The sequence below is a fragment of the Suttonella indologenes genome, assembly GCF_900460215.1.
GTDB lineage: Bacteria > Pseudomonadota > Gammaproteobacteria > Cardiobacteriales > Cardiobacteriaceae > Suttonella > Suttonella indologenes.
In genome coordinates, this window is the sequence record NZ_UHIA01000004.1 from 941,967 (window position 1) to 965,832 (window position 23,866).

Below are 23,866 nucleotides of genomic sequence, written 5' to 3' on the forward strand. Positions count from 1 at the left end.
CTTCTTTATGATTTATGGTTGATTTTGAAGATTTTGGCTGTCGTAGCGACGCACATTAGGGATTTGCTCATTGGCAAAAGGCTGATTGAGATGATTGATTTGATTATTGATTTCAAACATCGTCACCACTTGCGCTACACCTGAAACGCGGCTCGCCACATTGGCAATGGCATTGGCTTCTTGCTGAGTCACAATACCCATCAGATAAGTGATGCCGTGCTCGGTAACCACTTTGACGCGATTGGGATTAAAGCCCTCGACTTTGACATCCAACATCACGGTTTTGACTTTGGCTGTTTGCGCGGCATCGTAGCTGCGGTTAATCAAACTGCTCATCGGTCCGATAATCATGTGGTTATTCACATTCACCGTGCCTTCCATTGCCCGCGCTACCGTTTCAATATCTTGGCGAATGGTTTCATTTGCCGCCTCGCCGGTGAGCAAGACTAAGCCGTTGAAGGTATTGACGTTGACATGGCTGTTTTCTGCCAGACGCGGAATGCTGGCAATGCGGTTGCTGATATAGAGTTGTAAGGTTTTATCATCAATGACGGTGCCGGTAGTGCGGCGGTCGTCGGCAATCATCACGCCGGTTGCGGCGCCGCCCACGAGCAAAGGCGCGCAGCCTTGCAAAAACGCTGCGCTTAACGCAGTCAATAAAGCGATCTTTTTCATTTCATTCCCCTAAAGCGAAAAGCTTGCATTATAGCGATTTTGCAGGCTATGTGTGTATTTAAGGTTTTTAAACATATTATACTTTTTTTTAAAATTACAACAATGAGATATGATTTTTAATGTATGATACCTGAGATGAGGTCATTATTGACATTAAAAACCGGCTGTTGAAAGCAGCCGGTTTTTAATCGATTGGATTTAAAATTAAGTTAAAAAGAGATAAGCAAAAATAGCGGTAATGATGCCGTAAAGCAGCATTGGAATAATGGTTTTTTTGATAATAGCCCCTTCTTGATTTTTCACGTTCAATACCGAGCAAACTGCGACAATATTATTGATGCAGACCATATTGCCCATTGCTCCACCCACGGATTGCGCCGCAAGAACAGTCGTCGGATTCAGACCTGTCTGCTGGGCGATTTCATATTGAATCGTGCCGAAGGTTAAATTGGATACCGTATTCGAGCCGGAGAAAAATGAGCCGATAGCCCCCAGATAAGAGGCGAAATATATCCAATTATCTTTTGTCAATTCGGCGAATTCTCTGCCGATAACTTTGACCATCGATTTATCCCCGCCCGCCATCATCAGCTTGACCATGATTAATGCGCCGATTAATGCAATCAAGGGTTTGAATGTTTGGAACAAGGTGCCGATATAGACATGAAAACTTCTTTTCATATTGGTTCTGAAGAATAGCAAGGATGCCCAGACGGTAACGACAAACGGAATAAAGGCGGGAACGTATAAGAATTTATAGCTTTCGCTGATATTCGTGCCGAACAGATTGTTGAAATTGAAAATCAGCGCCTGACTTAATTGGAAATCAAATAAACCGTTAATAGAAAATCCCCAAATCGGCGTATTGTCATTGAGCATATCTTTGAACGGCAATTGCTTGATACGGGTAAGAATTAAGATTGCCATCAACATAATTAAAGGAAACAGCGCTTTTAAGACAATATTGAATGCCAAAGGCGAGGTTTTATTTTCCTGTCCTTCTTTGCTTAGTCCCCAGCCTTTATTGGCAACAAAAACTGAAATACCCAAGCCGATGGCGCCGGCAACCAATGAAGGAAATTCTTCATTAAATTGTGCCAAAATAACATAAGGAATGGTACAGCTTAAAATGGAAATATAAATAAAGCCGATGTTTTCTTTTATTTGTTTGTTCGAAACAATAAAGCGCAAGGCAATGATAGGAATGATAAAGCCTGCAACAAAATGGATTAATGCGGTTTTTTGCCCGATTTCAATAACTTGCTCCATGTTGATGTCGTAAGGCGCGGTCATTAAGGGCTTCATGCCGAACCAAGTGGGCGTGCCGACGGCGCCGAAAGATACCGGCACGGAGTTCATGACGAGGGCGAAGACGGCGACTTTGAAAGGACTAAAGCCTAAGCCCATTAAAATCGGCGCGGCGATGGCGGCAGGAGTGCCGAATCCGGAAGCGCCTTCAATCATAAAGGCAAATGCCCAGCCGATAATCATTAATTGCGCAACGGGATTGGGATTGATATTGCTTAACCAATGACGGATATTATTGGTACAACCAGTTTCCTCCATCATGCGGTTAAAGAAAATCGCGCCGAAAATAACCGTAATCGGTGTGGCGGCATTAATGATGCCGGCGCCGACATAGGCGCTTAATTCGATAAAATTGGATTGGAAATATAAGAGCTGAATTAAAAATACTAAAGCGGCAATTAATGGCAATGCATGATAAGAAGGCATTGCATTTTTCTTAATCATCAGAAAGATTAATAGTATGATGGGAAAAATACTGAGTACGAGATCCATGATAATTATCCTTTGCTGGTGTATAGGGTTTCTAGGGGTTAAAATTAAATTATGTTTATCTTGTAAAATAATTTGGTATAATTTTATTTTAAAACGTAGAAATAATAGAAAAGCATTTTATTATCGAGAATAAAATGCTTTTTTGTTGTTTAGAAAGTGCCGGGGACGAGAATTTCTTTTCCAACTTTTTTAATATCCGTATGTCCGCAGAATGCCATCGTGATATCCATCTCATTGTAAATAATTTCCAAACAGCGTCTGACGCCATCCTCGCCGTAGGCGCCTAAGCCGTATAAAAAGGCTTTGCCGATCATGGTACCTTTGGCGCCCAAAGCCATGGTTTTCAGCACGTCTTGTCCGCTGGTAATACCGCTGTCAAGCCAGACTTCTATGTTATTGCCAACGGCAGAAACAATCTCCGGCAAGGCTTTGATGGAAGAGAGCGCGCCGTCTAATTGCCGACCGCCATGGTTGGAAACGACTAAGGCATCTGCTCCGCTTTGTGCCGCTTTTTCAGCATCTTCCGCCGTCATCACGCCTTTGATGATTAATTTTCCGTCCCATAAATCTTTGATTCTTGCGACATCGTCCCAGCTGAGTTTCGGGTCGAATTGCTCTGTCGTCCAAGAAGAAAGCGAGGACATATCGCTGACGTTTTTCGCATGACCGACAATATTACGGAATGTACGGCGTTGCGTGCCAAGCATTTTCAAACACCATTCAGGTCGCAGAGCTAAATCTAGCATGTTGAGCAAAGTCGGTTTCGGCGGTGCGGATAAGCCGTTTTTGATGTCGCGATGGCGTTGTCCGAGTACTTGTAGATCGACGGTCAGAACGAGCGCCGAGCAATGCGCGGCTTTAGCGCGGCTGATGAGATTTTGCATGAATTCGCGGTCTCTCATGACATATAGCTGAAACCAAAACGGTTTCTCCGTATTTTCTGCCACATCTTCAATCGAGCAGATAGACATGGTGGACAGGCAGAAGGGAACGCCGAATTTTTCCGCAGCGCGTGCGGCATGAATTTCGCCGTCGGCATGCATCATGCCGGTAAAGCCTGTCGGTGCAATGGCGACAGGCATTTTGACGGTTTCGCCGACCATAGTCGTTTCTAAGCTGCGGTTGGTCATATCGATCAAAATTTTCTGGCGGAATTTAATCTCGTCGAAATCGCGGCTGTTATGGCGCAGGGTGTTTTCCGTCCATGAGCCTGAGCGCGTGTAGTCGAAAAACATTTTTGGCACTTTGCGGCGAGCAATACGGCGCAAATCTTCTATGTTTGTGATTTTTTTGAGGTCTTTAGCCATCATTTTTCCTTTTTTATTGTTGAATTAAAGTTGAGAAGTATTCATTTTTACGCAATCATTAGGAAAAAACAATAAGTTTAAAAGAAAATCTGTAGGATCAGGTTGTTCAAATTAATGTTGTTTTGTTTAAATTGCATGATAAGTGTTTGTTTATTATATTTTTTATACTTATTTGAATTTGTTAATAACGATACGAAAATATATATTTTAATCAATTGAATACTAAGAAATAGAATGTGATGGGGTTTATAATAATTGTTACATTATTTTATTGTAATGGATATGGTCGAAGCAGTGTAAAGCGATGCAAGGTGGTGAACCGCAGACATAACGAGCGCATGACAAAGCGATCAATTCCGTAGTACTCCAATGAGTAAACTATAGTCAAAGAATTGAAAAAGTATTACAGCGTTGACTCGCCTTGCCGTACGCTCTTGTACTGTCTGCGGCTTGCCGCCTTGTACTACTTTTTCAATTCTCCGACTATATATAGTTGAAGAATTGAAAAAGTAGTACAAGGCGGCAAGTGGTAAGCATTACAGAAATTAAAGCAAGCTGAGTCTAATCTGTAACTCTTTTCGAACTCTTTGACTATATATAGTCAATTCATAACAAAGTTGCACACCTAAAAATATCAAGCTTTACTATTGTACGGGCTAACATATAAAAACGGTGTCTTTATTTGAGCTGAATTGACTATACAATCAGTGTTAGATTCCCTATATGTTTATTCTGATACGTCAAAATCATGTGGCATTTTGTCCTTAATTGACTATAGTTGTTTTTTGTAAAGCTCGGATGTCGTATATTTAAGCTTGGTCGATATAAATCATTTTTTCCAAGGCTTTGATTTGGTCGCGCAGGGCGGCGGCTTTTTCAAATTCCAAATCGCGAGCATGCGCCAGCATGTCTTTTTCCAGTTTTTTCATCAGCTTTTCCGCTTCCGCCGCGCTCATTTGCTCAGGTGCTTTGCCGCTTTTCTCTTGGTGGGCTTTTTTCGCTTTGACGGCGATATTCGCGCCTTCCATCACATCCGCGACTTTTTTGCGGATGGTCTGCGGCGTGATGCCGTGGGCATTATTGTGCGCGATTTGTTTTTCGCGGCGGCGCGCGGTTTCGTCCATAGCTTTTTGCATGGATTGGGTGATGCGGTCGGCATAGAGAATCGCCATGCCGTTGGCGTTGCGCGCAGCACGTCCGATGGTTTGAATCAGGGCGCGTTCGCCGCGTAAAAAGCCTTCTTTGTCGGCATCGAAGATGGCGACTAAGGAGACTTCCGGCATGTCCAAGCCTTCGCGCAGCAGGTTGATGCCGACTAGGACGTCAAATTCGCCTAAGCGCAGATCGCGGATGATTTCCATGCGCTCGACGGTGTTGATGTCGCTGTGGATATAGCGCACGCGCACGCCGTGTTCCATGAGGAAGTCGGTTAAATCTTCGCTCATTTTTTTGGTCAGGGTGGTGATGAGTACGCGTTCGTCAATGGCGGCGCGTTTGCGGATTTCGCTTAGTACGTCATCGACTTGTATGGATACGGGGCGGACTTCGACGACGGGGTCGAGTAAACCGGTGGGACGCACGACTTGTTCGATGATGTCGCCGCTTTCCGCCAGTTCGTAAGCGCCGGGGGTGGCGGAGATGTAGATGGTTTGCGGGGCGATGGCTTCAAATTCTTCAAAGCGCAGCGGGCGGTTGTCTAGGGCGGAGGGCAGACGGAAGCCGTATTCGACTAGGGTTTCTTTGCGCGAGCGGTCGCCGCGGTACATGCCGTTGAGCTGGGGAATGGTCACGTGGCTTTCGTCGATAATCAGCAGGGCATCGGGCGGCAGGTAGTCGTGCAGGGTCGGCGGCGGTTCGCCGGCGGCGCGTCCCGATAGGTAGCGCGAGTAGTTTTCCACGCCCGAGCAGTAGCCCAATTCCTGCATCATTTCAATGTCAAAGCGGGTGCGTTGTTCCAGACGTTGCATTTCCACGAGTTTGTTTTGCGCCTGCAATTGGGCAAGGCGTTCGCGCAGCTCGATTTTAATGCTTTCAATGGCTTCTAAGATGGTGTGGCGCGGGGTGGCGTAGTGGGTTTTGGGGTAGATGGTGATGCGCGGGATTTGGTCGAGCATTTCGCCTGTCAGCGGGTCGAAGTAGCGGATGCTGTCGATTTCGTCGTCAAAGAGTTCTACGCGCACCGCATACCAATCGCTTTCCGCCGGCATGATGTCGATGATGTCGCCGCGGACGCGGAAAGTGCCGCGCAGCAGTTGCGTGTCGTTGCGGGTATATTGCAGTTCGGCGAGGCGCGAGAGCATTTCGCGGCTGTCGATGCGGGTGCCGCGGTTTAAGTGCAGCACCATCTGCATGTAAAGGCGCGGATCGCCCAAGCCGTAAATGGAGGAAACGGAGGCGACGATGATGGTGTCGCGGCGTTCTAAGATGGCTTTGGTGGCGGAAAGGCGCATTTGCTCAATGTGTTCATTGATGGAGGCGTCTTTTTCAATAAAGGTGTCTGAAGCCGGCACATAGGCTTCAGGCTGGTAGTAGTCGTAATAAGAAACGAAGTATTCCACCGCATTATGCGGAAAAAATTCGCGCATTTCGCCGTAAAGCTGGGCGGCAAGGGTTTTGTTGGGCGCAAGAATCAGGGCAGGGCGGTTGGCTTTGGCGATGACGTTTGCCATGGTAAAGGTTTTGCCCGAGCCGGTAACGCCGAGCAGGGTTTGCTTGGCAAGCCCGTTTTCCAGTCCGGCTAAAATGCCGGCGATTGCAGTGGGTTGGTCGCCGGCAGGGGCGTAATCGGCGACCAGTTGAAAGTGATCATCATGCATGGCTAATCTCGTCAAAAAATCGGAATACGGTTTCGGGCATCCAGCGCAGATGTCCGCGTCCTCTGCCTGAGACAAAGCCGACATGTCCGCCGCTGCGCGGTTGCAATAAATAGACTTGCGGCGAAACCTCCGCTTCTTGCGGCATCGCTTCAGGCGGTAAAAAGGGGTCGTTATGCGCGTTAATCAGTAGAGTGGGCAGGCGAATATCGCGCAGATAGGGTTTGGCGGCGGCGCGGCGGTAATAATCGGCGGCATCAATAAAGCCGTTGAGCGGCGCGGTGTAGGCATTGTCGAAATCGGCTAAAGAGCGGAGTTTGACCGCTTTGGCATCGGCAGGCACTTTTTTGCGCAAACTGCTGAGAAAATAGGGCGTATAAAGCAGACGCGGTAAACCTTGGCTAATCGCTAGGCTGGAAGCGGTCAAATCCACCGGTGCGGAAACCGCCGCTGCCGCCTGCAAACCGCAAGAAATATTTGCACGACCGCATTCTCCCAAATATTTCGCCAAAGCATTGCCGCCTAAAGACACGCCGACCGCGTAAATGCGCGGATAGCGTGCCTGCATCAGCTTAAGGGCATGGGCAATCGCCGCCGTGTCGCCGCTGTGATAATACTTCTGTGCCGCCACGCCGCCGCAGCTGGAAAAATGCGCCACTACCGCGTGCCAGCCGCGCGCTTGCGCGGCAAGCATCAAGGCCACCGCATAATGACTGCGGCTGCTGCCCTCCAGTCCGTGAAAATGCAGCAGTAAAGGCGCATCGAGATGGGGGCTGTCTAAAAAATCAAAAGCCAGCATGCCGCTGTTTTCGTGATTGGGCAGCAACTCGCGGCGATAAGGCGGCGCAGGAGATTGCAGACTTTTGGCGTATAGGGTTTCGATATTGCCGCCGCGCAACCAAGGCGGCGTGTGCAAAGGCGGCAAAGCAGCAATTAAAGCAGCATGAGACATAGAATTTAAATCAAAAAAACAAAAGGGCATTATAGCGGGCTTTGTCGTGTATGGATAAATCTTGTACCGGCGTTCACTAGGCTTACTCTTATGTTTTGTTATGCTGATTTGCTGTGTTGCAACATTATTTAATACTAAAAGTTATTTAAAAAATACTTATGTAAATCAGAATATATTTCTTAAGACTAATTGATTTTTTATAAGCAATTCTGTTTTTTTTGATGATTTTTTAAATGTATATTGACTAAAAAAGTTTTGAATGAAACAATTGGCTGAATTTCATTTGTTGCTTTAGGCGATGCGCTAGGTGATGGTAAATCTAATCTGAAATTTCTGAAAATTTTGGGTTTAGAATATAGATAATACTGTATTGATATTTTTTGGAGAGTTAACATGAAACGATCGGTATATATTTCACATTTGATCATTTTATCTTCTTTTTTGTCCGCTTGCATTATATTTCCTCCTTTGCCAAAAGATTATCCGCATAATAATTTTATTGGCGGCAATATAGAAGGAATGTTGACAACTTTCAGCGGAAGGATTGAAGGTAAACCAGATGCAGAGCAAGAAAAAATGTTGAGGATTTATAATAAAATTGAAGAAATTCTTGCTCAATCTACAAAGAATAAGAAAAAAATCTATAGAGATTTGGAAAATATCGGTATGTATTGTATGTACTTTAATAATAGTAAGGAGATTGAATGTAGATATAAAATTTATCTAAAATATATTGGAGATATTAGAGAGGGAGTAAACCCGTTATTGCTAATTTCTGTATTTCCTGATAAAGGAATTGATTCTATAGTTTTTGATGCTACAAATTATGGAATTAATCTGAGTAGAGAAGAGTCTTATAGCATTATGTTGATGGATAAAAAAAATGGAGTTTCATATGAGTAATTCAATACGGTTTAATTTTGTGTCTTCTGTTGATAGTAATTGGACTATTAGTAAAGTGCAACTCCCTATTGGAGATAATAATAGAAGATCTTGGGATTCAAAAGAAGAATTTCCAGGTAGTTGGAGCAATACTTGGATATCTAATTTCACTGCTCATGAATATATTGTTGTTCATGATCAATATGGGAATATTAAACACGAATTTCATGGTTTGGCTGTTGATAGAAAAACAAGCGATGAGCAGGTGATAGGATTTTTTAATGATAGATTAGAGTATAGAAAATTTGAAGATAATCATTTTAATGATTCTTAATATATTTCTTAAGACTAATTGATTTTTTTATAAGTAATTCTGTTTTTTGATGATTTTTTAAATGTATATTGACTAAAAAAGTTTTGAATGAAAGGATTGGCTGAATTTCATTTGTTGCTTTAGGCGATGCGCTAGGTGATGGTAAATCTAATCTGAAATTTCTGAAAATTTTAGGTTTAGAATATAGATAATACTGTATTGATATTTTTTGGAGAGTTAACATGAAACGATCGGTATATATTTCACATTTGATCATTTTATCTTCTTTTTTGTCCGCTTGCATTATATTTCCTCCTTTGCCAAAAGATTATCCGCATAATAATTTTATTGGCGGCAACTTAGAAGGAATGTCAGGAACCTTCAGTGGAAGATTTGAAGGAAAACCAGATGCAGAGCAAGAAAAAATGTTGAGGATTTATAATAAAATTGAAGAAATTCTTGCTCAATCTACAAGAAATAAGAAAAAAATCTATAGAGATTTGGAAAATATCGGTATGTATTGTATGTACTTTAATAATAGTAAGGAGATTGAATGTAGATATAAAATTTATCTAAAACATATTGGAGATATTAGAGAGGGGGTAAACCCGTTATTGCTAATTTCTGTATTTCCTGATAAAGGAATTGATTCTATAGTTTTTGATGCTACAAATTATGGAATTAATCTGAGTAGAGAAGATCGTTATAGCATTATGTTGATGGATAAAAAAAATGGAGTTTCATATGAGTAATTCAATACGGTTTAATTTTGTGTCTTCTGTTGATAGTAATTGGACTATTAGTAAAGTGCAACTCCCTATTGGGGATAATAATAGAAGATCTTGGGGTTCAAAAGAAGAATTTCCAGGTAGTTGGAGCAATACTTGGATATCTAATTTCACTGCTCATGAGTATATTGTTGTTCATGACCAATATGGGAATATTAAACACGAATTTCATGGTTTGGCTGTTGATAGAAAAACAAATGATGAGCAGGTGATAGGATTTTTCAATGATAGATTAGAGTATAGAAAATTTGAAGATAATCATTTTAATGACTCTTATGGTCAAGACTATAATAATAACAAAGCAGTTATTTTTAGTGGAAGTTATGAAGAAGTCAATGAAAAAGTTCATCTAATGATGGAGGCTGGGAGAAAAATAAATGCTATGGATTTAGATTATCCATTTTTCGGATTAGGTGTTAATAGTAATTCAGTTGCTTATACTTTGATAAAAGCAGCAGGTTTAGAAAATCATGAGTTTGATAATTTTATTCTACCTGGAGCGGGCGTTGATATTTTAGAAAAAGATGAATCTCAAGATGCAGATATTCCAATTGAGAAAAATAATAATGGTTTTAGTGATTATATGAGCCTATTTTATTTTCCTTTAACCCCTCCTCCTTTGCCGCCTTCTGATCCTTTAACTTTAGATTTAAATACCGATGGCGTGATTGCGACTTTGCCTAAAGGCAGCGGCGTATTTTTTGATTTGGATAATAGCGGTTTTGCCGAGAATACGGCGTGGTTTGCGCCTTCTGAGGGCGTGCTGGTTTATGATCGCAATGGCAATGGCAGGATTGACGGCGGTGCGGAGTTGTTTGGCACTGAAACCCTGCTAAAAGACGGTTCTTTGGCGGCAAATGGTTTTGCGGCTTTGGCGGAGTTTGATACAAATGCTGATGGCTTGGTGGATAAGCGCGATGCGAATTTTGCGGATTTGCGTGTGTGGCAGGATCGCAATAGCGATGGGATTGCGCAAAAAGATGAGTTGCTGTCTTTAACTGCGGCAGGCGTGGCTGCTATTAGCTTGGATTATGAGGCTAAGGGCGGTTTTACTGATGAAAATGGGGTTGAGCATCGCGAGTTTGGGCATTTCATCAATCTTCAGGGTGAGTCTCAGGCGGTGCATACTTTATGGTTTGATAGTGATCGTGTACAGACGGTGCCTGTAGATGTGCATCATGGTGCGGGCATTGCTTTATCGCCTACGACAACGGCGCTGCCCAATGCTTTTGGCTTTGGCAATGTGTATAGCTTGCATGAGGCGATGGAGCGTGATGCCAGTGCTAAGTTGAAGGCGGTGGTGCGGGCTTTTAGCGAAGAGAAGGATGTGGCGACTCGCCATAACTTGATCGAGGATTTGCTGATGACTTGGGCAGGACAAGATGGGGTTCATCCTGCAGCGCGCGGCAAGGCGGTGGATGCCCGTCATGTGGCGGTGATGGAGAAGTTTTGGGGGCAGGCTGCTTTGCAAGCGCTACCTAATGGGGTGTATGCCGAGCGTTTGAAGGCTTCTTACGCTGAGTTGCGTGATTATGTGTATGCGCAGTTGGTGATGCAGAGTCATTTTAAGGATTTGTGGAATTCGATTATTTTTCATCAGGAAAATGGGCAATGGCAGGGCGATTTCACGGCTACGGCGGCTTATTTTGCCGCGCTTTTTGCCAAGGGTGGCGATGCGAGTGAGCTGTTGCGCGATTTTCAATTTGCTTTAAGCCATATTACGCCGCATCAGTCGGCTTTATTGGAGGCGTTTTTAGCTTCTGCCGAGCAGGCTGCAGGTGTTTTGTTGTTTAGCGCAAGAGAGAAGATGCGTGCGGCTTTGCGTGATGGTGATGATGTGTTCCATTTGACTGAGAAAGATCCGTATGTGAGCGCCGGTGCCGGAGATGATCGGGTTGAGGGCAGTGCTGCCGAGGATATGATTTTTGGCGCTGCGGGCAATGATCGTTTATCGGGGCATGATGGGAATGATTTGCTGCATGGCGGCGAGGGGCGTGATGATTTGCGCGGCGGCGATGGCGATGATTTATTAATCGGCGGTCGTGGCGATGATGTCTTGAGCGGTGGGCTTGGCAATGATGTGTATGTTTATCATTTGGGTGATGGCAATGATGTGATTGTGAATGCGGATAAGCTCGGTCAGCAAGATCGATTGAAATTGCAAGATATTGCTTCAGATGCGGTGAAGGCTTCGCGCTTGGGGCAAGATTTGTTGCTGCATTTGCCCGATGCTGCTGTGCTGACGCTGCGTGATTATTTTGTGTCAGATGGGAAGAGCGGCTCGGCGGTCGGCAAGATTGAGTTTGCAGATGCCCAGGTCTGGGAGATTGAGCGGGTGAAGGATTTAGTCTTGCAAGCGCATTTTGAATCTAATCATTTGTATAGCTATCGTGGCGGCAATCATTTGCGCGGCGGTACTGGTGCGGATAAGCTTTTCGGGAATTTAGGTGATGATGTTTTAGAGGGCAAGGGCGGCAATGATGAATTAAGTGGTGCTGCCGGGAATGATCGCTATGTGTATCGTTTTGGCGATGGCAAGGATCGTATTCATAATCAGGCGGCAGAGGGCGATGATGATGTCTTGGTTTTGCAGGATATTCTTCCGGAGGCGGTGCGTTTGATTCGAGAGTCGCAGGATTTGATTTTGCGTTTTGTCGATGAGGGGGAGGTGCGCCTGCAGGGATTTTTTGCGCATCAGGCGAATACTTTGTCCGTGCAGTTTGCCGATGGCAGCGTGTGGGCGGCAGAGATACTGAAGAAGCAGTATTTAATCGGCACAGAGCAAGATGATCATTTGATTGGCGATGCTCAGGCGAATTGGATTGAAGGCAGAGGCGGTGAGGATCGTTTAGAAGGCAGGGCTGGTGATGATGTGCTCACCGGAGGGCGTGGGCATGATGTCTTATATGGTGGCAGCGGGGCGGATCGTTATCGTTATGCTTTGGGCGATGGTTCGGACGTGATCCACACAGGCGATAGTGATACCGCTGTTGATACACTTGAGTTTGTCGATGTGCATAGTCAACAACTGCGCTTAGCTAGAGATGGGGCGGATTTGCTGTTTTTATTGCCTGATGCGGCGGTGTTGCGTGTGAAGTCATTTTTCCATGCAGATGCCGTAAGCGGCTATGCTTTAGTGGCAGTGATGACCATAGATGGGCAGTGGACTACGGAGGATATTAAGCAAATGCTCTTGCAGGGCGATGCACAAAATAATCGCTTGCAGGGCTATGCCGGTGATGATGTTTTGTATGCCTACGCCGGAAATGATGAATTATTGGGCATGGTGGGCAATGATCGTTTGTATGGCGGCGCGGGTAATGACCGCTTAACAGGCGGCTTGGGAGATGATTATCTGCAAGCCGGCAGCGGCGATGATCATTATATTTACCGGGCGGGCGATGGTAATGATCGGATTAGTCAGGCAGATGCGGCGATGAGTGATAAAGATCGTTTGTCTTTGCATGGCATCAATCCTCATTTCTTGAGTGCGCAACAATCAGGACAAGATTTAATTTTGCGCCTTCATGAAACTGGTGAGCAATTGGTTTTTGAGCGTTATTTTGATGGAAATCTTCCCAAAATTGCGCAGATTGTATTTGATAACGGTAGTATTTGGCAGGCTAAGCACTTGGCGCAATTATTGCCGAGTATCAGTGCAGGTAGAGATATTCTTTATTCCACGCCTTTTAATGATGTGTATCGTCCGGAAGGCGGTAATGATCGCATTATCTATCATCGTGGCGGCGGGAAAGATCAATATGATTTTTATGATTTAACAACGGCTACCGATACGCTGTATTTGTCGGGCATTGATGCTAAGTCCGTGGTCTTAGAAAGATATGACGATGATTTGCATATTCTTTTTTCAGACAGTGAGCAAGATCAGATTATTCTCAGCAATCATTTTGCCAACCCGCAAACTTTGTATGATCATGCTTTGGATCAGATCCGCTTTGATGATGGCAGCACATGGTATCGCGCTCAAATAGATCAATTAGGTAAAGCGCCTGAAGATTTAACGCAAAATACGGCTTGGTATGGCGGCTTTTTGCAAGGCGGCGGTGGTAATGATCATTTGCGTGGCAGCATTTTTGCCGATCATCTGATTGGTGATGATGGCGATGATCATCTTGATAGCCGCGCAGGCAATGATATTTTGCAAGGTGGGCGTGGTCATGATTTGCTAAAGGGTGGTTGGGGAAATGATTTGTACCTGTATCGTTTAGGCGATGGCAAGGATATTATTCATGACAGCCAAGGCGTGGATAGCCTACGCTTAATTGATATTGCCGCTGAAGATGTGCGCTTTATTTTGCACGAAAAGGATTTAATTTTAGATATTGATGCAGAAGATAGTATTAAGATTCAGAATTGGCAAAGGCAAGGCAAAATAGAGACGATTTATTTCAAAAATAGCAGTATGACTCATCAGCAAATTGATGATTGGATAGTGGCAGAAATTCTCTAATGTTTTACGAAATTTTATAAAAACACTCGCCTTAGCTTGTGTTTTCAAAGACAATAGCCGGTGTCTTGCCGGCTAATTTTTGTCGGCGAGAGATTGATGATTGGAACAAGGAGCAAGCAATGTATGAGATTCGTTTTCAAGATGGGAGTTCGCGCCCGGTCGGTACGATTTTCTGTATCGCGCGCAATTATGTGGCGCATATTGAGGAGCTGAATAACAGCAAGCCCGATATGCCTGTGATTTTCTGCAAACCGATTACTGCGCTGAATACGGCGGCGGATATCCGTTTGCCGGCCTATTCGCAGGATGTGCATTATGAAACGGAATTGGTTTTGCAAATCGGCAAGGGCGGACGCGATATTGCCGAGGCGGAGGCTTTGTCGCATATCGGCGGTATTGCCGTCGGTTTAGATTTGACCGCCCGCGATGTACAAGGCAAACTGCAAGCCAAATCATGGCCTTGGGAATTGGCAAAAGGTTTTGAACATGCCGCTTGCGTATCGGAGTTTGTCAGCGCGGATACGATTGCCGACTGGTCTTATGTGAATTTTTCTCTACATATCAATGATGAATTGCGCCAAGAAGGCGATTCTCGTCTGATGATTTTCTCGATTGCCGAGCAAATTGCCTTTATCAGCCGCCATTTTTCTTTAAGAGAAGGTGATTTGTTATTTACCGGTACGCCTGCCGGCGTGGGCGCATTGACCAGCGGCGATCATCTGCATGGCGAATTGGAAGGCGGCTTGATTAGTATGGATTGGAGGGTTTTATGACGGGAATCGCTTGTCCGCAATGTGCGGGCGAATACGGTTATTTTGACGGCGTGAATAATGTGTGTCCGGAATGCGCGCATGAATGGCAGGAGGGCGAGGTATCGGCGCAAGCGGAGCAAGCGGTTAAAGATGCTTTCGGCAATGTATTGAGCGACGGCGATACGGTTACTTTAATCAAGGCGCTGAAATTAAAAGGCAGCAATGAGTCCATCAAGCAAGGCACCAAAGTGAAAAATATCCGCTTAGTGCCTGAGGGCGATCACAATATCGATTGCAAAATCGACGGCGTGGCAATGATGCTGAAATCGGAGTTTGTGAAAAAGGCTTAGCTGTTGTATTGATGAATAAAATAGCCATATGGCAATGATTTATCAGTGCAAGTGTTTGTTATAAAATGAAAAGCGGTGAAGTCAAAATCACCGTTTTTTTGATTGAATTTATAAACTGTTTAAGACATTTTCAATATGTTTGATAATTTCGCGCCCAATCGGAATGGCAGAGGTGGCGGCAGGCGAGGGCGCATTGCAGACGTGCAGGCTGCGCTCGCTTTGCAGCCAATGAAAATCTTCTACCAGTTTGCCGTCGGCGCTGACGGCTTGGGCGCGGATACCGGCAGGATAGGGGCGTAAATCTTCGAGCCGTATTGATGGGCAATAGCGCTGTACTTCACCGAGATAACCGCGTTTGAACCAAGCATTGCGTTGTTCTTTTAGTCCGTGGCGCAGATTTTTTTTCAGCACTTTGCGGATGCCGGCATAGGAAAACATATGCCAGAGATCGCGCGGACTGATGTCGCGTTTGCGATAGCCTTCGCGCGCCATTGCCAATACGGCGGAAGGTCCGACGGTAACGGAGCCGTCAATCATGCGAGTCAAATGCACGCCGAGAAAGGGGACGCCGGATTCCGGCACGGGATAGATGAGGTGCTTGACGATGGCATTGTGGCTTGGCGGCAGTTGATAGTATTCGCCGCGAAACGGGCAGATACGGAAATCCGGCTGAAGTCCTACCATCTCGGCAATGCGGTCGGCATGCAGTCCTGCGCAGGCGATGAGGTAGCGGGCGCGGATTTCTTTGTCGCCCGCCTGCACGATGACTTCTTGGCTGCTCTCGCGGATGCTTTGTACTTCGCAGTCAAAGTGTAGGCTGACGCCGTCTTTTTCGAGTAATGCCGCCATTTTTTCGGCGATTTGCCGGTAGGAAACGATACCGCTTGAGGGGACAAAAAATGCCGCCAAGCCGCAAATATTGGGTTCGCGTTCGGCAAGTTCGGCGCCGCTCCACCAGTGGCGTTCCAGTTCGTTTTCTGCCGCGCGTTGATAAAGTGCTTGCAGACGCGGCATTTCTTCTTCCTGCGTGGCGACGATGACTTTGCCGCAGATATCGTAGGCGATGCCGTGTTCATCGCAAAAGGCTTTGGTAGCGGCATTGCCGGCGCGGCAGAGTTCTGCTTTGCGGCTGCCGGGCGGATAATAGACGCCGGCATGGATGACGCCGCTGTTGTGTCCGGTTTGATGAACGGCAGGGCGGGATTCTTTTTCCACTAAAGTAAGAGAGAGATGCGGAAAGCGACGGCGCACTTCCATTGCGGTGGATAGTCCGACTATGCCTGCGCCGATGATGAGGATGTCGGTGTTCATTCGGTATTTTTTCTCATAAAAAAGCGCTTATCGCGATAATTTTTCTCACGATAAGCGCTTCTGTGTGGTAAAAAATCACTATATTTTGCAATATGATGAATTATTCTTTGACGGTGTTTTCCAGCAGCGTTTCTGCTTTGGCCAGGGTGTCGGCCACTTCGTCCGCCGTGATGCTGCTGCCTTCGATCACGCGCGCGGTGGGGGTGAAGACGATTTGCACGCCTTGTTCGCCTTCGGTCACCAGGACTTTGAGCGGCAGTTGCAGCGCCAGGCGCGGGTCTTTGCGCATCAGCGGCGTGCCGGCTTTGGGCGCGCCGAAGATGATGACGGTGGCGGGCTGCATGTCGAGTTCCGCCTTGCCCGCCGCTGCTTTATGGTCGATGACGGCGAAGATGATCATGCCTTTGCTTTCGATGGCGCTGCTGAGTTTGGCGACGGTGGTGTCAAAGTCCGCCGCCGAAGGGATGACGCGGTAGACGGCGTCGTCGGCGCGGGCGGATAAGCTCAAGGCGGCTAGGGCGGCGGTGAGGGTGAGCAGGGATTTTTTCATAGTGTCTCCTTGGGTTGTGAATGCCGCTTTACCAGTCCTGACCGTTGTCGGCGGAGGGGGCGGCGGGTTTCAGTAGTTTGAATTGGGCGATAAACAGGAGGGCGAAGGCGGCCAGGCCGATGAGGCGGTAGGCATCATGCGGCCACAACAGCGCGATGCCGCAGAAGCCGCAGAGTATCCGCCATAGCCACGGCAAGGGGCGTTCCATGCCGCCTTGCATGGCGGCGGCTATAGTATAGATGCCCACGCAGGCAAAAGCAAAAATTTTAAGGCTTTCGCTAAAATCGCCCGCTAAAAACGGGGTGTAGGCAAAAAGAATCGGCATGATGTATAAGCCTTTTGCCAGTTTCCAGCTGGTAAATCCGGTTGCCATGGGCGGCGTTTTGGCGATAGTGGCGGCGGTAAAGGCTGCCAAACAGACAGGCGGGGTAACGTTAGAATCTTGCGAGAGCCAGAAAATAATCATATGTGCGGATAGAAGCGCGACTTCATAAAATTCTTTGTTTACCGCTTGTTCGCGCAGAGAATAGCGCAGGGCATCGGGCAGTTTTGCATAGAGTTCGCGCGCAGCTTCAGGCGGCATGGGGGCATTGAGTGCTTCCGTGATGCTGGGGTCGGCAAGCATGAGCAGGGGTTTGACGGCTTCAGGCAGGTTGCCGGCAGCGATCAGGTGCAGTATTTCGTTGTCCACCATCATGGCGGTCAGCGCCGGTGCGGAGAGCGTTGCCAAGACGATATAGGCGGCGGTAACCGGCAGTCCCATGCCCAGCACTAATGAGGCGATGGCAATCAGGACAATCGCTATCAACAGGTTGCCGTTCGCCCATTGGTTAATCATCAGCGAGAAGGTGTTGCCGATGCCGGTTGTGGCGATGGTATTGATGACAATGCCCACCGCAATCAGCAAGACGCCCATCATAATCATGCCGCGGCTGCCGCTAATCAGCGCTTCCATGCAGGCGCGTATGCCCATTTTGGTTTTGGTAAACCAACTGGAAATAATGATGGCGGCGATGCCGGCAACAGCGGCGTAGGTGGGGGTATAGCCTATGCCGAGTAGCACGATGAGCAATACAATCGGGATGATGAAACTTGCACCTTGGTCTTTGAGCGCCTGTTTTAGCGGTTTGACTTCCGTATCGGCAACAGCTTGCAGATTATGTTTTTTCGCTTCGATGCGCACAAAAACGGCGACGGAAAAGAAATATAAAAGGGCAGGGAGGAAGGAAACTTTTACGATGTGTTCGTAAGGAATCAGGGTGTAGCTTGCCATCACGAAAGCGCCTGCGCCCATAATCGGCGGCATAATTTGTCCGCCAGTGGAGGCGGCGGATTCAACGCCTGCGGAAAATTTGGCGGGAAAACCTGCGCGTTTCATCAAAGGAATGGTAATTACGCCGGTGGAGGCGGTGTTGGCGACCGCAGAGCCTGAAATTGTTCCGGTGAGTCCCGAGGCAATCACCGCCACCCAGCCCGGACCGCCGATAAAACGTCCTGCCACGCCGCGCGCCAAATCCACCACAAAATCGCCGGCACCGCTTCTTAATAGAAAAGCACCGAAAATAATAAATAAAAACACATAGGTGCTGGCGATGGAGGCGATAGAGCCGAATAAGCCGTCATCGCCGTACAGCGTGCGATAGAGGACAGTGTCAAAAGACAAGCCTTTAAAGGAAAATACGCCGCCCATGAGCTTGCCCAGCCATGTCATATAGGAAAGCGACAGCAGCATCAAGATGGGAATAATCAAACCGGTGGTGCGACGGGTCAGTTCGAGAAATCCGCATAATAAGCAGGTGGCGAAAAACCAATCGACGGCGGAAAATAGCGTTTGCTGTGCGTTTTGGCGCGTGGCAGCCGCATCTTCGCCCAGCATAAACCAAATAATGGCGGCTGCCGTCAAAAAGCCTAATACCGTATCAAAAACAAAACTTTTGCTTTTACCGTCTTTTTTCAACAGGGGATGATAATTCACCGCCAATAGCACGAATACCGCGCCGTGCAGCATATTGCGTTCTAAGCCGGATACCAGCGGATAAAAAGCATTGACGATGCAAAATAAAGCCAAGATCAATGCAGTGAAATTGAAGAGCATCAGCACCTTGGGCGGCATATGGTTGCTGTGTTCGTCAGTAAATCGAAGAGGATTATTCATCAAACATTCCTTACCGGTTGAAATAGGACTTGCCTTACAGGCTTAGGGAAGAAAGCACCATGACTACGATAAAAGACTTCTTAGGGCGGCAATGACCTAAGAAATCTTGATAATAAAAATAGCGGTAATCGCTGAGATTATTTAGCAAGCAAACGCTCAGGAATATCAATGCCTTGCTCTTGATAATAGCGTGCGGCGCCGGGGTGCAAAGGTATCGGTAATCCTTCGATCGCTTTTTCTAATGCCATTACTTTGGTAGCGGAATGAATGCCTTGCAAGAAACCAAGGTTTTCATATACCGCCTTTGTGAGATGGTAAACATCTTCTTCGGAAACATCGGCGGTTGTGGCGAGGAAATTCGGCTGGGCAATCGTTTGAATATCGCGTTCTACGGAAACATAAGTATTTTGCGGAATCACATAGCGCGTCCACAAATTGCGTCCGGCATCCATTTTCGCAAGCTCTTCATCCGTAACGTCTAAAATGGCAATCTGTTTGCCAACCGATGCAAATAATTTCGTCACGGAACCCGCAGGCGCGCCGGCAGGAATAGAAGTACCTGCCGCTTGGCGGTTTTGCAGAGCCTCCGCGCTCGGATCATAGCCGCCATAAATTAAGTTGTAATCTTTGAAAATATCGATGCCTAAACCTTCAAGCATGGCGGCATTCGAGCCGATAGTGCCGGAGTTCTTAGCGCCCAATGCCATGCGCTGCCCTTTAAGCGCGGCATAATCGCTGACCGTGCCTTTGTCTACATGCTTGGCATCAATCAGAAAATGCTCCACGTTCTGCCACAGCATGGAAACGGAGCGCAATTTTTCCTGCTTGCCTGCCGTTTCCATCGGACCTGTTCCCGTCCAAGCATAATAGCCGTACAGACCTTGCAACAAAGCGAACTGCGCCTCGTCTTTAGCCAACATGCTGATGTTTTCATCCGAGCCGCTAGAGCTGATGGCTGACAAACTAAAACCATGTTCGGGTTGAACTTTTACTTTGGTGAGCGTGGAGATAGCAACGCCGACGGGATAATAAGTGCCGCCTGTCGTGGCGGTGGCGAGAATATATTCGCGTTCTTGGGCTTGCGCATGTCCGAAAACAGCGGCGGCACTTAAGGCAAGAATGAGTTTTTTCAACATGTTAGTCTCCTTTGGTTTAATAGTTAATGGCGATTATAAGTCATGTTATTTATTTGTGACAAATTCTGGCGGCTAAACTGAGTGGGAAATGATTTATTGTTTCGTTTATGTATTTGTTTTTAATTTGAATTAAAGAGTGATTGATTGTGTTGTTTCATAGGTAAATTAGACAAATCGATTGGGATTTTTAGTGTTTAAGTGGATTTAGCACAGTAAAATTCATATATGCACAACATTATCACAGAAAAAATCGTTGCTAATCCTCACATTTGTTCGTAAAATTCACAGAAATGTTAAAAGCGATTATTTTTTACAATATTTTTCACAAAACTTTCTTAGGGAGGAAATATGCAACTTTCTTATGCCGAATTAAAACAAGAATTTAAACGTGTGTTGCGCTCGCGTCAGGTCAGCGAGGAAAAAGCAGAGGCTTGCGCGGTGATGTTTGCCGATACGACTTATGCGGGCGTGTATTCGCATGGTGTCAATCGTTTTCCCAAATTTATCGAGCAGATGGATAAGGGAGATATCCGACCGGGGGCAGAGGCGGAAAAAGTGTTGTCATTAGGCGCGATTGAGCAATGGGACGGCAAGCTCTCAATTGGCAATTTAACCGCCAAGAAAATGATGGATCGCGCCATGGCTTTGGCGGATACGCACGGTATCGGCGTAGTGGCTTTGCGTAATGCCAATCACTGGATGCGCGGCGGCAGTTACGGCGTACAGGCGGCGGAAAAAGGTTATATCGGCATTTGTTGGACCAATTCGATTGCGGCAATGCCGCCTTGGGGCGGCAAAGAGGCGCGTATCGGTACTAATCCGATAATTATTGCCGTGCCAAGCAATCCGATTACTTATGTGGATATGTCTTGTTCGATGTTTTCTTATGGAAAATTAGAAGTTACGCGTTTGGCGGGCAAACAAACGCCGATTGACGCGGGCTTTGACGACGAAGGGAATTTATGCCGCGATCCGGGCGTGATTGAGAAAAACCGCCGTTTGTTGCCGACGGGCTATTGGAAAGGTTCCGGCTTATCGATTGTATTGGATATGCTCGGTATGCTGCTTTCCGGCGGCGGATTAACTGTGCCGGAGATTACCGAAGATCAAGGCGGCGAGTTTGGCGTTACGGAAATTTTCATTGCGATTGATGTGAATAAATTGATTGACGGTAAAACGAAAGAAGAGAAATTACAGCGGATTATGGATTATGTGACTTCTTGTCCTGCGGCAGAGGAGGGAACAACAGTACGTCTGCCCGGGCATAATGCCGCCAAAATCAAAGCCGAGCACGATAAAAACGGTATTCCCGTTGCAGACAGCGTTTGGGAAAAAATCCGTTCTTTATAAGGAAATGCCATGTTTTTTGATACCTTAGCCAGCGCGCAATTATCCCTTTATCCTGGCAAAATCGCTCAGGCGATAAAATGGTTGCGCGCGCAAGACTTGTCGGCTTTGCCGGCAGGTCGGCAAGAGGTTGAGGGCGAGATAATGTTCGCTCAGGTGATTGATCATGAGACGAAATTATCATCGGAAATTTTAGCGGAGCGACATCGTCTTTATCTTGACGTGCAATGCGTTTACCGCGGTGCGGAGCAGATGGCGGTTTCGATTGAGACGGGACAAAATGTTTTGCATACGCCTTATGATGAAAACCGCGATATTTTGTTCTACGAAATTCCCGCCCAAGAAAGCCTGCTTATCGTCAATGCGGGGCAGTTTGCGGTCTTTTTCCCGACCGACGTCCATCGTCCGGGGATTGCGCTTGACGAGACGCCTGCGGCGGTGCGCAAAATCGTGGTAAAAATTCGCGTCGATAGCCTCTAGGGGGGACTTATGCGGCAAATTCTCGATAAAATTAATCAAGTGCTGGCTTTGCTCGTGGTGGCGAATCTGGCGCTGATGACTTTTTTAGTGGTGCTGAATGTGGTGCTGCGCTACGGTTTTAATTCCGGTATTACGCTGACCGAAGAGCTGTCACGCGTGCTCTTTGTCTGGATGACTTTTATCGGCGCCATTTTGGTCTTGGATAAAGACGAGCATGTGTCGATGAACGTTTTATTACATAAAGCCCCGCCTTTTTGGCAAAACCTTTGGCTGATTGCCTTGGATGTACTGATGTTGGGCTTAAGCGGCTTATTGCTTTTGGGTTGTGTGCGCTTAAGTTTGCAAAACATGAGCAATCATATGCCGATTACCGGCATTCCGACAGGCGTGAATTATCTTGCCGCTTGTATGATGGCCTTGCTGTTTGTCGTGATATTGATTAGCCGCATTGTGGCACGTGTCCTCATTGTCAAAAGAGGAGAGATTGCATGATTATCGCCGTTTTCCTCATCACGCTCTTGGGTGCGATTGTTGCCGGCGTGCCGATTGCTTTTTCGCTGCTGCTTTGCGGCTTGGCGATGATGATTTATCTTGACGAATTCAGCGTGCAGATTATTGCCGAAAGCATTGTCGGCGGTGCGGACAGTTTCTCGCTGATGGCAATTCCCTTCTTTATTCTGGCGGGGGAAATCATGAATGCCGGCGGATTATCGCGCCGCATTATTGAATTGCCGATGAAATTGGTCGGGCATAAACGCGGCGGCTTGGGCTATGTGGCGATTATGGCGGCGATGATTATGGCGAGTTTGTCCGGTTCGGCGGTGGCAGATACCGCAGCGGTCGCCGCCATGCTGATTCCCATGATGAAAGCGGCAGGCTATCCTGAGAACCGTTCCGCCGGCTTGATCGGCGCGGCAGGCATTATCGCGCCGATTATTCCGCCTTCGATTCCCTTCATTATTTTCGGCGTAACCAGCGGCGTCTCGATTACCAAACTTTTCATGGCAGGCATCTTTCCCGGCATTTTAATGGGCTGTGCTTTAGCATTGATGTGGTATTTCCAAGCGCGTCATATGCAATTGGACGTGCGGGAAAAAGCCTCATGGGTGGAAGTGCGGCAGGCATTGAAAAAAGGTTTTTGGGCTTTGCTGCTGCCGGTGATTATTATCGGCGGATTCCGTATGAAGATTTTCACACCGACCGAAGCGGGAGCGGTGGCGGCCGCTTATGCCTTGTTCGTCGCTATGCTCATTTACGGTGAATTAAAAATGCGCGATTTATACGGCGTATTTTTAGCCTCGGCGAAAACGACTGCGGTCGTGATGTTTTTGGTAGCGGCGGCCAGCGTGCCTTCATGGTTTATCACCATTGCGGAATTGCCGCAAATGCTGGCGGAATTATTGGAGCCGATGTTGGATTCGCCGACTTTATTGCTGGCGATGATTATGGTCTTTGTCTTTGTCATCGGCATGGTGATGGATTTGACGCCGACGGTCTTAATTCTTACCCCGGTGTTGATGCCTTTGGTCAAAGAAGCCGGCATTGATCCCGTGTATTTCGGCGTCTTGTTTATCTTAAACACTTCTATCGGTTTGATTACGCCGCCGGTCGGTAATGTGCTCAACGTCATCACGGGCGTGACTAAAATGCCGTTCGACAAAGCGGCGAAGGGTATGCTGCCCTATGTCGCCTTATTAATCGGGTTGCTGATTTTATTTATCATTTTCCCGCAACTCATTATTGCGCCGTATAAATTCTTTAGCGGCTAGTTTTTACTCACGAGG

19 protein-coding genes are annotated in these 23,866 nt (G+C 46.7%); 10 read left to right on the top strand and 9 right to left on the bottom strand.

Features of this window, described 5'->3' with window-relative positions:
- Window positions 1-12: 12 nt before the first annotated feature.
- From DYC63_RS08630 to DYC63_RS08650, 5 genes are all read right to left on the bottom strand, one after another.
- On the bottom strand, window positions 13-675 hold the full coding sequence (locus tag DYC63_RS08630) for a BON domain-containing protein (protein WP_115218847.1): 663 nt from the start codon (window positions 673-675) through the stop codon (window positions 13-15).
- A 204-nt stretch (window positions 676-879) separates the two neighbouring features.
- Entirely contained in the window at window positions 880-2,475 is a 1,596-nt protein-coding gene (locus DYC63_RS08635) for an L-lactate permease (RefSeq protein ID WP_115218848.1), read from the bottom strand.
- A gap of 149 nt (window positions 2,476-2,624) precedes the next feature.
- On the bottom strand, window positions 2,625-3,782 hold the full coding sequence (locus DYC63_RS08640; protein ID WP_115218849.1) for an alpha-hydroxy acid oxidase: 1,158 nt from the start codon (window positions 3,780-3,782) through the stop codon (window positions 2,625-2,627).
- An 809-nt stretch (window positions 3,783-4,591) separates the two neighbouring features.
- Window positions 4,592-6,598 (bottom strand): excinuclease ABC subunit UvrB, encoded by a 2,007-nt coding sequence (gene uvrB / locus DYC63_RS08645; RefSeq protein WP_115218850.1) that lies wholly within the window; start codon window positions 6,596-6,598, stop codon window positions 4,592-4,594.
- Window positions 6,591-7,547 (bottom strand): YheT family hydrolase, encoded by a 957-nt coding sequence (locus tag DYC63_RS08650; protein WP_115219501.1) that lies wholly within the window; start codon window positions 7,545-7,547, stop codon window positions 6,591-6,593. Before DYC63_RS08650 ends, uvrB begins: the two co-directional genes overlap by 8 nt.
- Window positions 7,548-7,940: 393 nt before the next feature.
- Here DYC63_RS08650 and DYC63_RS08660 point away from each other — a divergent pair, with 393 nt between their 5' ends.
- From DYC63_RS08660 to DYC63_RS08690, 6 genes are all read left to right on the top strand, one after another.
- On the top strand, window positions 7,941-8,450 hold the full coding sequence (locus tag DYC63_RS08660; protein WP_147284952.1) for a hypothetical protein: 510 nt from the start codon (window positions 7,941-7,943) through the stop codon (window positions 8,448-8,450).
- A complete protein-coding gene (locus tag DYC63_RS08665) occupies window positions 8,443-8,763 on the top strand; it encodes a hypothetical protein (RefSeq protein WP_115218853.1) in 321 nt (106 codons plus the stop codon). The genes DYC63_RS08660 and DYC63_RS08665 overlap by 8 nt, the downstream gene beginning before the upstream one ends.
- A gap of 221 nt (window positions 8,764-8,984) precedes the next feature.
- Window positions 8,985-9,494 carry a hypothetical protein gene (locus DYC63_RS12405; protein WP_147284953.1) on the top strand — a complete coding sequence of 170 codons (510 nt, stop codon included), beginning with the start codon at window positions 8,985-8,987 and terminating at the stop codon, window positions 9,492-9,494.
- Window positions 9,495-10,149: 655 nt separating this feature from the next.
- Window positions 10,150-14,001, top strand: a complete 3,852-nt coding sequence (locus tag DYC63_RS08680) for a calcium-binding protein (RefSeq protein ID WP_172459472.1) — start codon at window positions 10,150-10,152, stop codon at window positions 13,999-14,001.
- Between the two features lie 119 nt (window positions 14,002-14,120).
- Window positions 14,121-14,774 carry a fumarylacetoacetate hydrolase family protein gene (locus DYC63_RS08685; RefSeq protein WP_115218857.1) on the top strand — a complete coding sequence of 218 codons (654 nt, stop codon included), beginning with the start codon at window positions 14,121-14,123 and terminating at the stop codon, window positions 14,772-14,774.
- Window positions 14,771-15,103: a zinc ribbon domain-containing protein YjdM gene (locus DYC63_RS08690; protein ID WP_115218858.1), complete on the top strand. Its 333-nt coding sequence runs from the start codon at window positions 14,771-14,773 to the stop codon at window positions 15,101-15,103. Before DYC63_RS08685 ends, DYC63_RS08690 begins: the two co-directional genes overlap by 4 nt.
- Before the next feature lie 108 nt (window positions 15,104-15,211).
- On the opposite strand, the gene lhgO is transcribed toward DYC63_RS08690, so the two are convergent.
- The 4 genes from lhgO to DYC63_RS08710 all read right to left on the bottom strand — a co-directional run bounded on the left by lhgO (window position 15,212) and on the right by DYC63_RS08710 (window position 20,255).
- Entirely contained in the window at window positions 15,212-16,414 is a 1,203-nt protein-coding gene (gene lhgO / locus DYC63_RS08695; RefSeq protein ID WP_115218859.1) for an L-2-hydroxyglutarate oxidase, read from the bottom strand.
- A 100-nt stretch (window positions 16,415-16,514) separates the two neighbouring features.
- The gene (locus tag DYC63_RS08700) at window positions 16,515-16,964 is read right to left on the bottom strand and encodes a DUF302 domain-containing protein (protein WP_115218860.1); all 450 of its coding nucleotides are present in this window, start codon (window positions 16,962-16,964) and stop codon (window positions 16,515-16,517) included.
- A gap of 28 nt (window positions 16,965-16,992) precedes the next feature.
- On the bottom strand, window positions 16,993-19,119 hold the full coding sequence (locus DYC63_RS08705) for a TRAP transporter permease (RefSeq protein ID WP_115218861.1): 2,127 nt from the start codon (window positions 19,117-19,119) through the stop codon (window positions 16,993-16,995).
- A gap of 137 nt (window positions 19,120-19,256) precedes the next feature.
- On the bottom strand, window positions 19,257-20,255 hold the full coding sequence (locus DYC63_RS08710; protein WP_115218862.1) for a TAXI family TRAP transporter solute-binding subunit: 999 nt from the start codon (window positions 20,253-20,255) through the stop codon (window positions 19,257-19,259).
- Between the two features lie 348 nt (window positions 20,256-20,603).
- Between DYC63_RS08710 and yiaK the strand changes: the two genes are divergently transcribed.
- Genes yiaK through DYC63_RS08730 form a run of 4 tightly spaced genes read left to right on the top strand, consistent with a single transcriptional unit; the run spans window position 20,604 to window position 23,851 of the window.
- Complete coding sequence (yiaK, locus tag DYC63_RS08715; RefSeq protein ID WP_115218863.1) at window positions 20,604-21,605, top strand: 3-dehydro-L-gulonate 2-dehydrogenase; 1,002 nt, start codon at window positions 20,604-20,606, stop codon at window positions 21,603-21,605.
- Between the two features lie 9 nt (window positions 21,606-21,614).
- Window positions 21,615-22,082 carry a NanQ anomerase/TabA/YiaL family protein gene (locus tag DYC63_RS08720; protein ID WP_115218864.1) on the top strand — a complete coding sequence of 156 codons (468 nt, stop codon included), beginning with the start codon at window positions 21,615-21,617 and terminating at the stop codon, window positions 22,080-22,082.
- A gap of 9 nt (window positions 22,083-22,091) precedes the next feature.
- Complete coding sequence (locus tag DYC63_RS08725; RefSeq protein WP_115218865.1) at window positions 22,092-22,574, top strand: TRAP transporter small permease; 483 nt, start codon at window positions 22,092-22,094, stop codon at window positions 22,572-22,574.
- Window positions 22,571-23,851 carry a TRAP transporter large permease subunit gene (locus DYC63_RS08730; protein WP_115218866.1) on the top strand — a complete coding sequence of 427 codons (1,281 nt, stop codon included), beginning with the start codon at window positions 22,571-22,573 and terminating at the stop codon, window positions 23,849-23,851. Before DYC63_RS08725 ends, DYC63_RS08730 begins: the two co-directional genes overlap by 4 nt.
- The last annotated feature ends 15 nt before the right edge of the window (window positions 23,852-23,866 follow it).

Excerpts from the sequence above, each read along its gene's own strand:
- DYC63_RS08705 (WP_115218861.1), bottom strand. The coding sequence starts at position 19,119 with ATGAATAATCCTCTTCGATTTACTGACGAACACAGCAACCATATGCCG.
- DYC63_RS08630 (WP_115218847.1), bottom strand. The coding sequence starts at position 675 with ATGAAAAAGATCGCTTTATTGACTGCGTTAAGCGCAGCGTTTTTGCAA.
- DYC63_RS08730 (WP_115218866.1), top strand. The coding sequence starts at position 22,571 with ATGATTATCGCCGTTTTCCTCATCACGCTCTTGGGTGCGATTGTTGCC.
- DYC63_RS08725 (WP_115218865.1), top strand. The coding sequence starts at position 22,092 with ATGCGGCAAATTCTCGATAAAATTAATCAAGTGCTGGCTTTGCTCGTG.
- lhgO (WP_115218859.1), bottom strand. The coding sequence starts at position 16,414 with ATGAACACCGACATCCTCATCATCGGCGCAGGCATAGTCGGACTATCC.
- DYC63_RS08690 (WP_115218858.1), top strand. The coding sequence starts at position 14,771 with ATGACGGGAATCGCTTGTCCGCAATGTGCGGGCGAATACGGTTATTTT.
- DYC63_RS08720 (WP_115218864.1), top strand. The coding sequence starts at position 21,615 with ATGTTTTTTGATACCTTAGCCAGCGCGCAATTATCCCTTTATCCTGGC.
- DYC63_RS08685 (WP_115218857.1), top strand. The coding sequence starts at position 14,121 with ATGTATGAGATTCGTTTTCAAGATGGGAGTTCGCGCCCGGTCGGTACG.
- DYC63_RS08665 (WP_115218853.1), top strand. The coding sequence starts at position 8,443 with ATGAGTAATTCAATACGGTTTAATTTTGTGTCTTCTGTTGATAGTAAT.
- DYC63_RS08660 (WP_147284952.1), top strand. The coding sequence starts at position 7,941 with ATGAAACGATCGGTATATATTTCACATTTGATCATTTTATCTTCTTTT.
- yiaK (WP_115218863.1), top strand. The coding sequence starts at position 20,604 with ATGCAACTTTCTTATGCCGAATTAAAACAAGAATTTAAACGTGTGTTG.
- DYC63_RS08640 (WP_115218849.1), bottom strand. The coding sequence starts at position 3,782 with ATGGCTAAAGACCTCAAAAAAATCACAAACATAGAAGATTTGCGCCGT.
- DYC63_RS08700 (WP_115218860.1), bottom strand. The coding sequence starts at position 16,964 with ATGAAAAAATCCCTGCTCACCCTCACCGCCGCCCTAGCCGCCTTGAGC.
- uvrB (WP_115218850.1), bottom strand. The coding sequence starts at position 6,598 with ATGCATGATGATCACTTTCAACTGGTCGCCGATTACGCCCCTGCCGGC.
- DYC63_RS08635 (WP_115218848.1), bottom strand. The coding sequence starts at position 2,475 with ATGGATCTCGTACTCAGTATTTTTCCCATCATACTATTAATCTTTCTG.
- DYC63_RS12405 (WP_147284953.1), top strand. The coding sequence starts at position 8,985 with ATGAAACGATCGGTATATATTTCACATTTGATCATTTTATCTTCTTTT.
- DYC63_RS08710 (WP_115218862.1), bottom strand. The coding sequence starts at position 20,255 with ATGTTGAAAAAACTCATTCTTGCCTTAAGTGCCGCCGCTGTTTTCGGA.
- DYC63_RS08650 (WP_115219501.1), bottom strand. The coding sequence starts at position 7,547 with ATGTCTCATGCTGCTTTAATTGCTGCTTTGCCGCCTTTGCACACGCCG.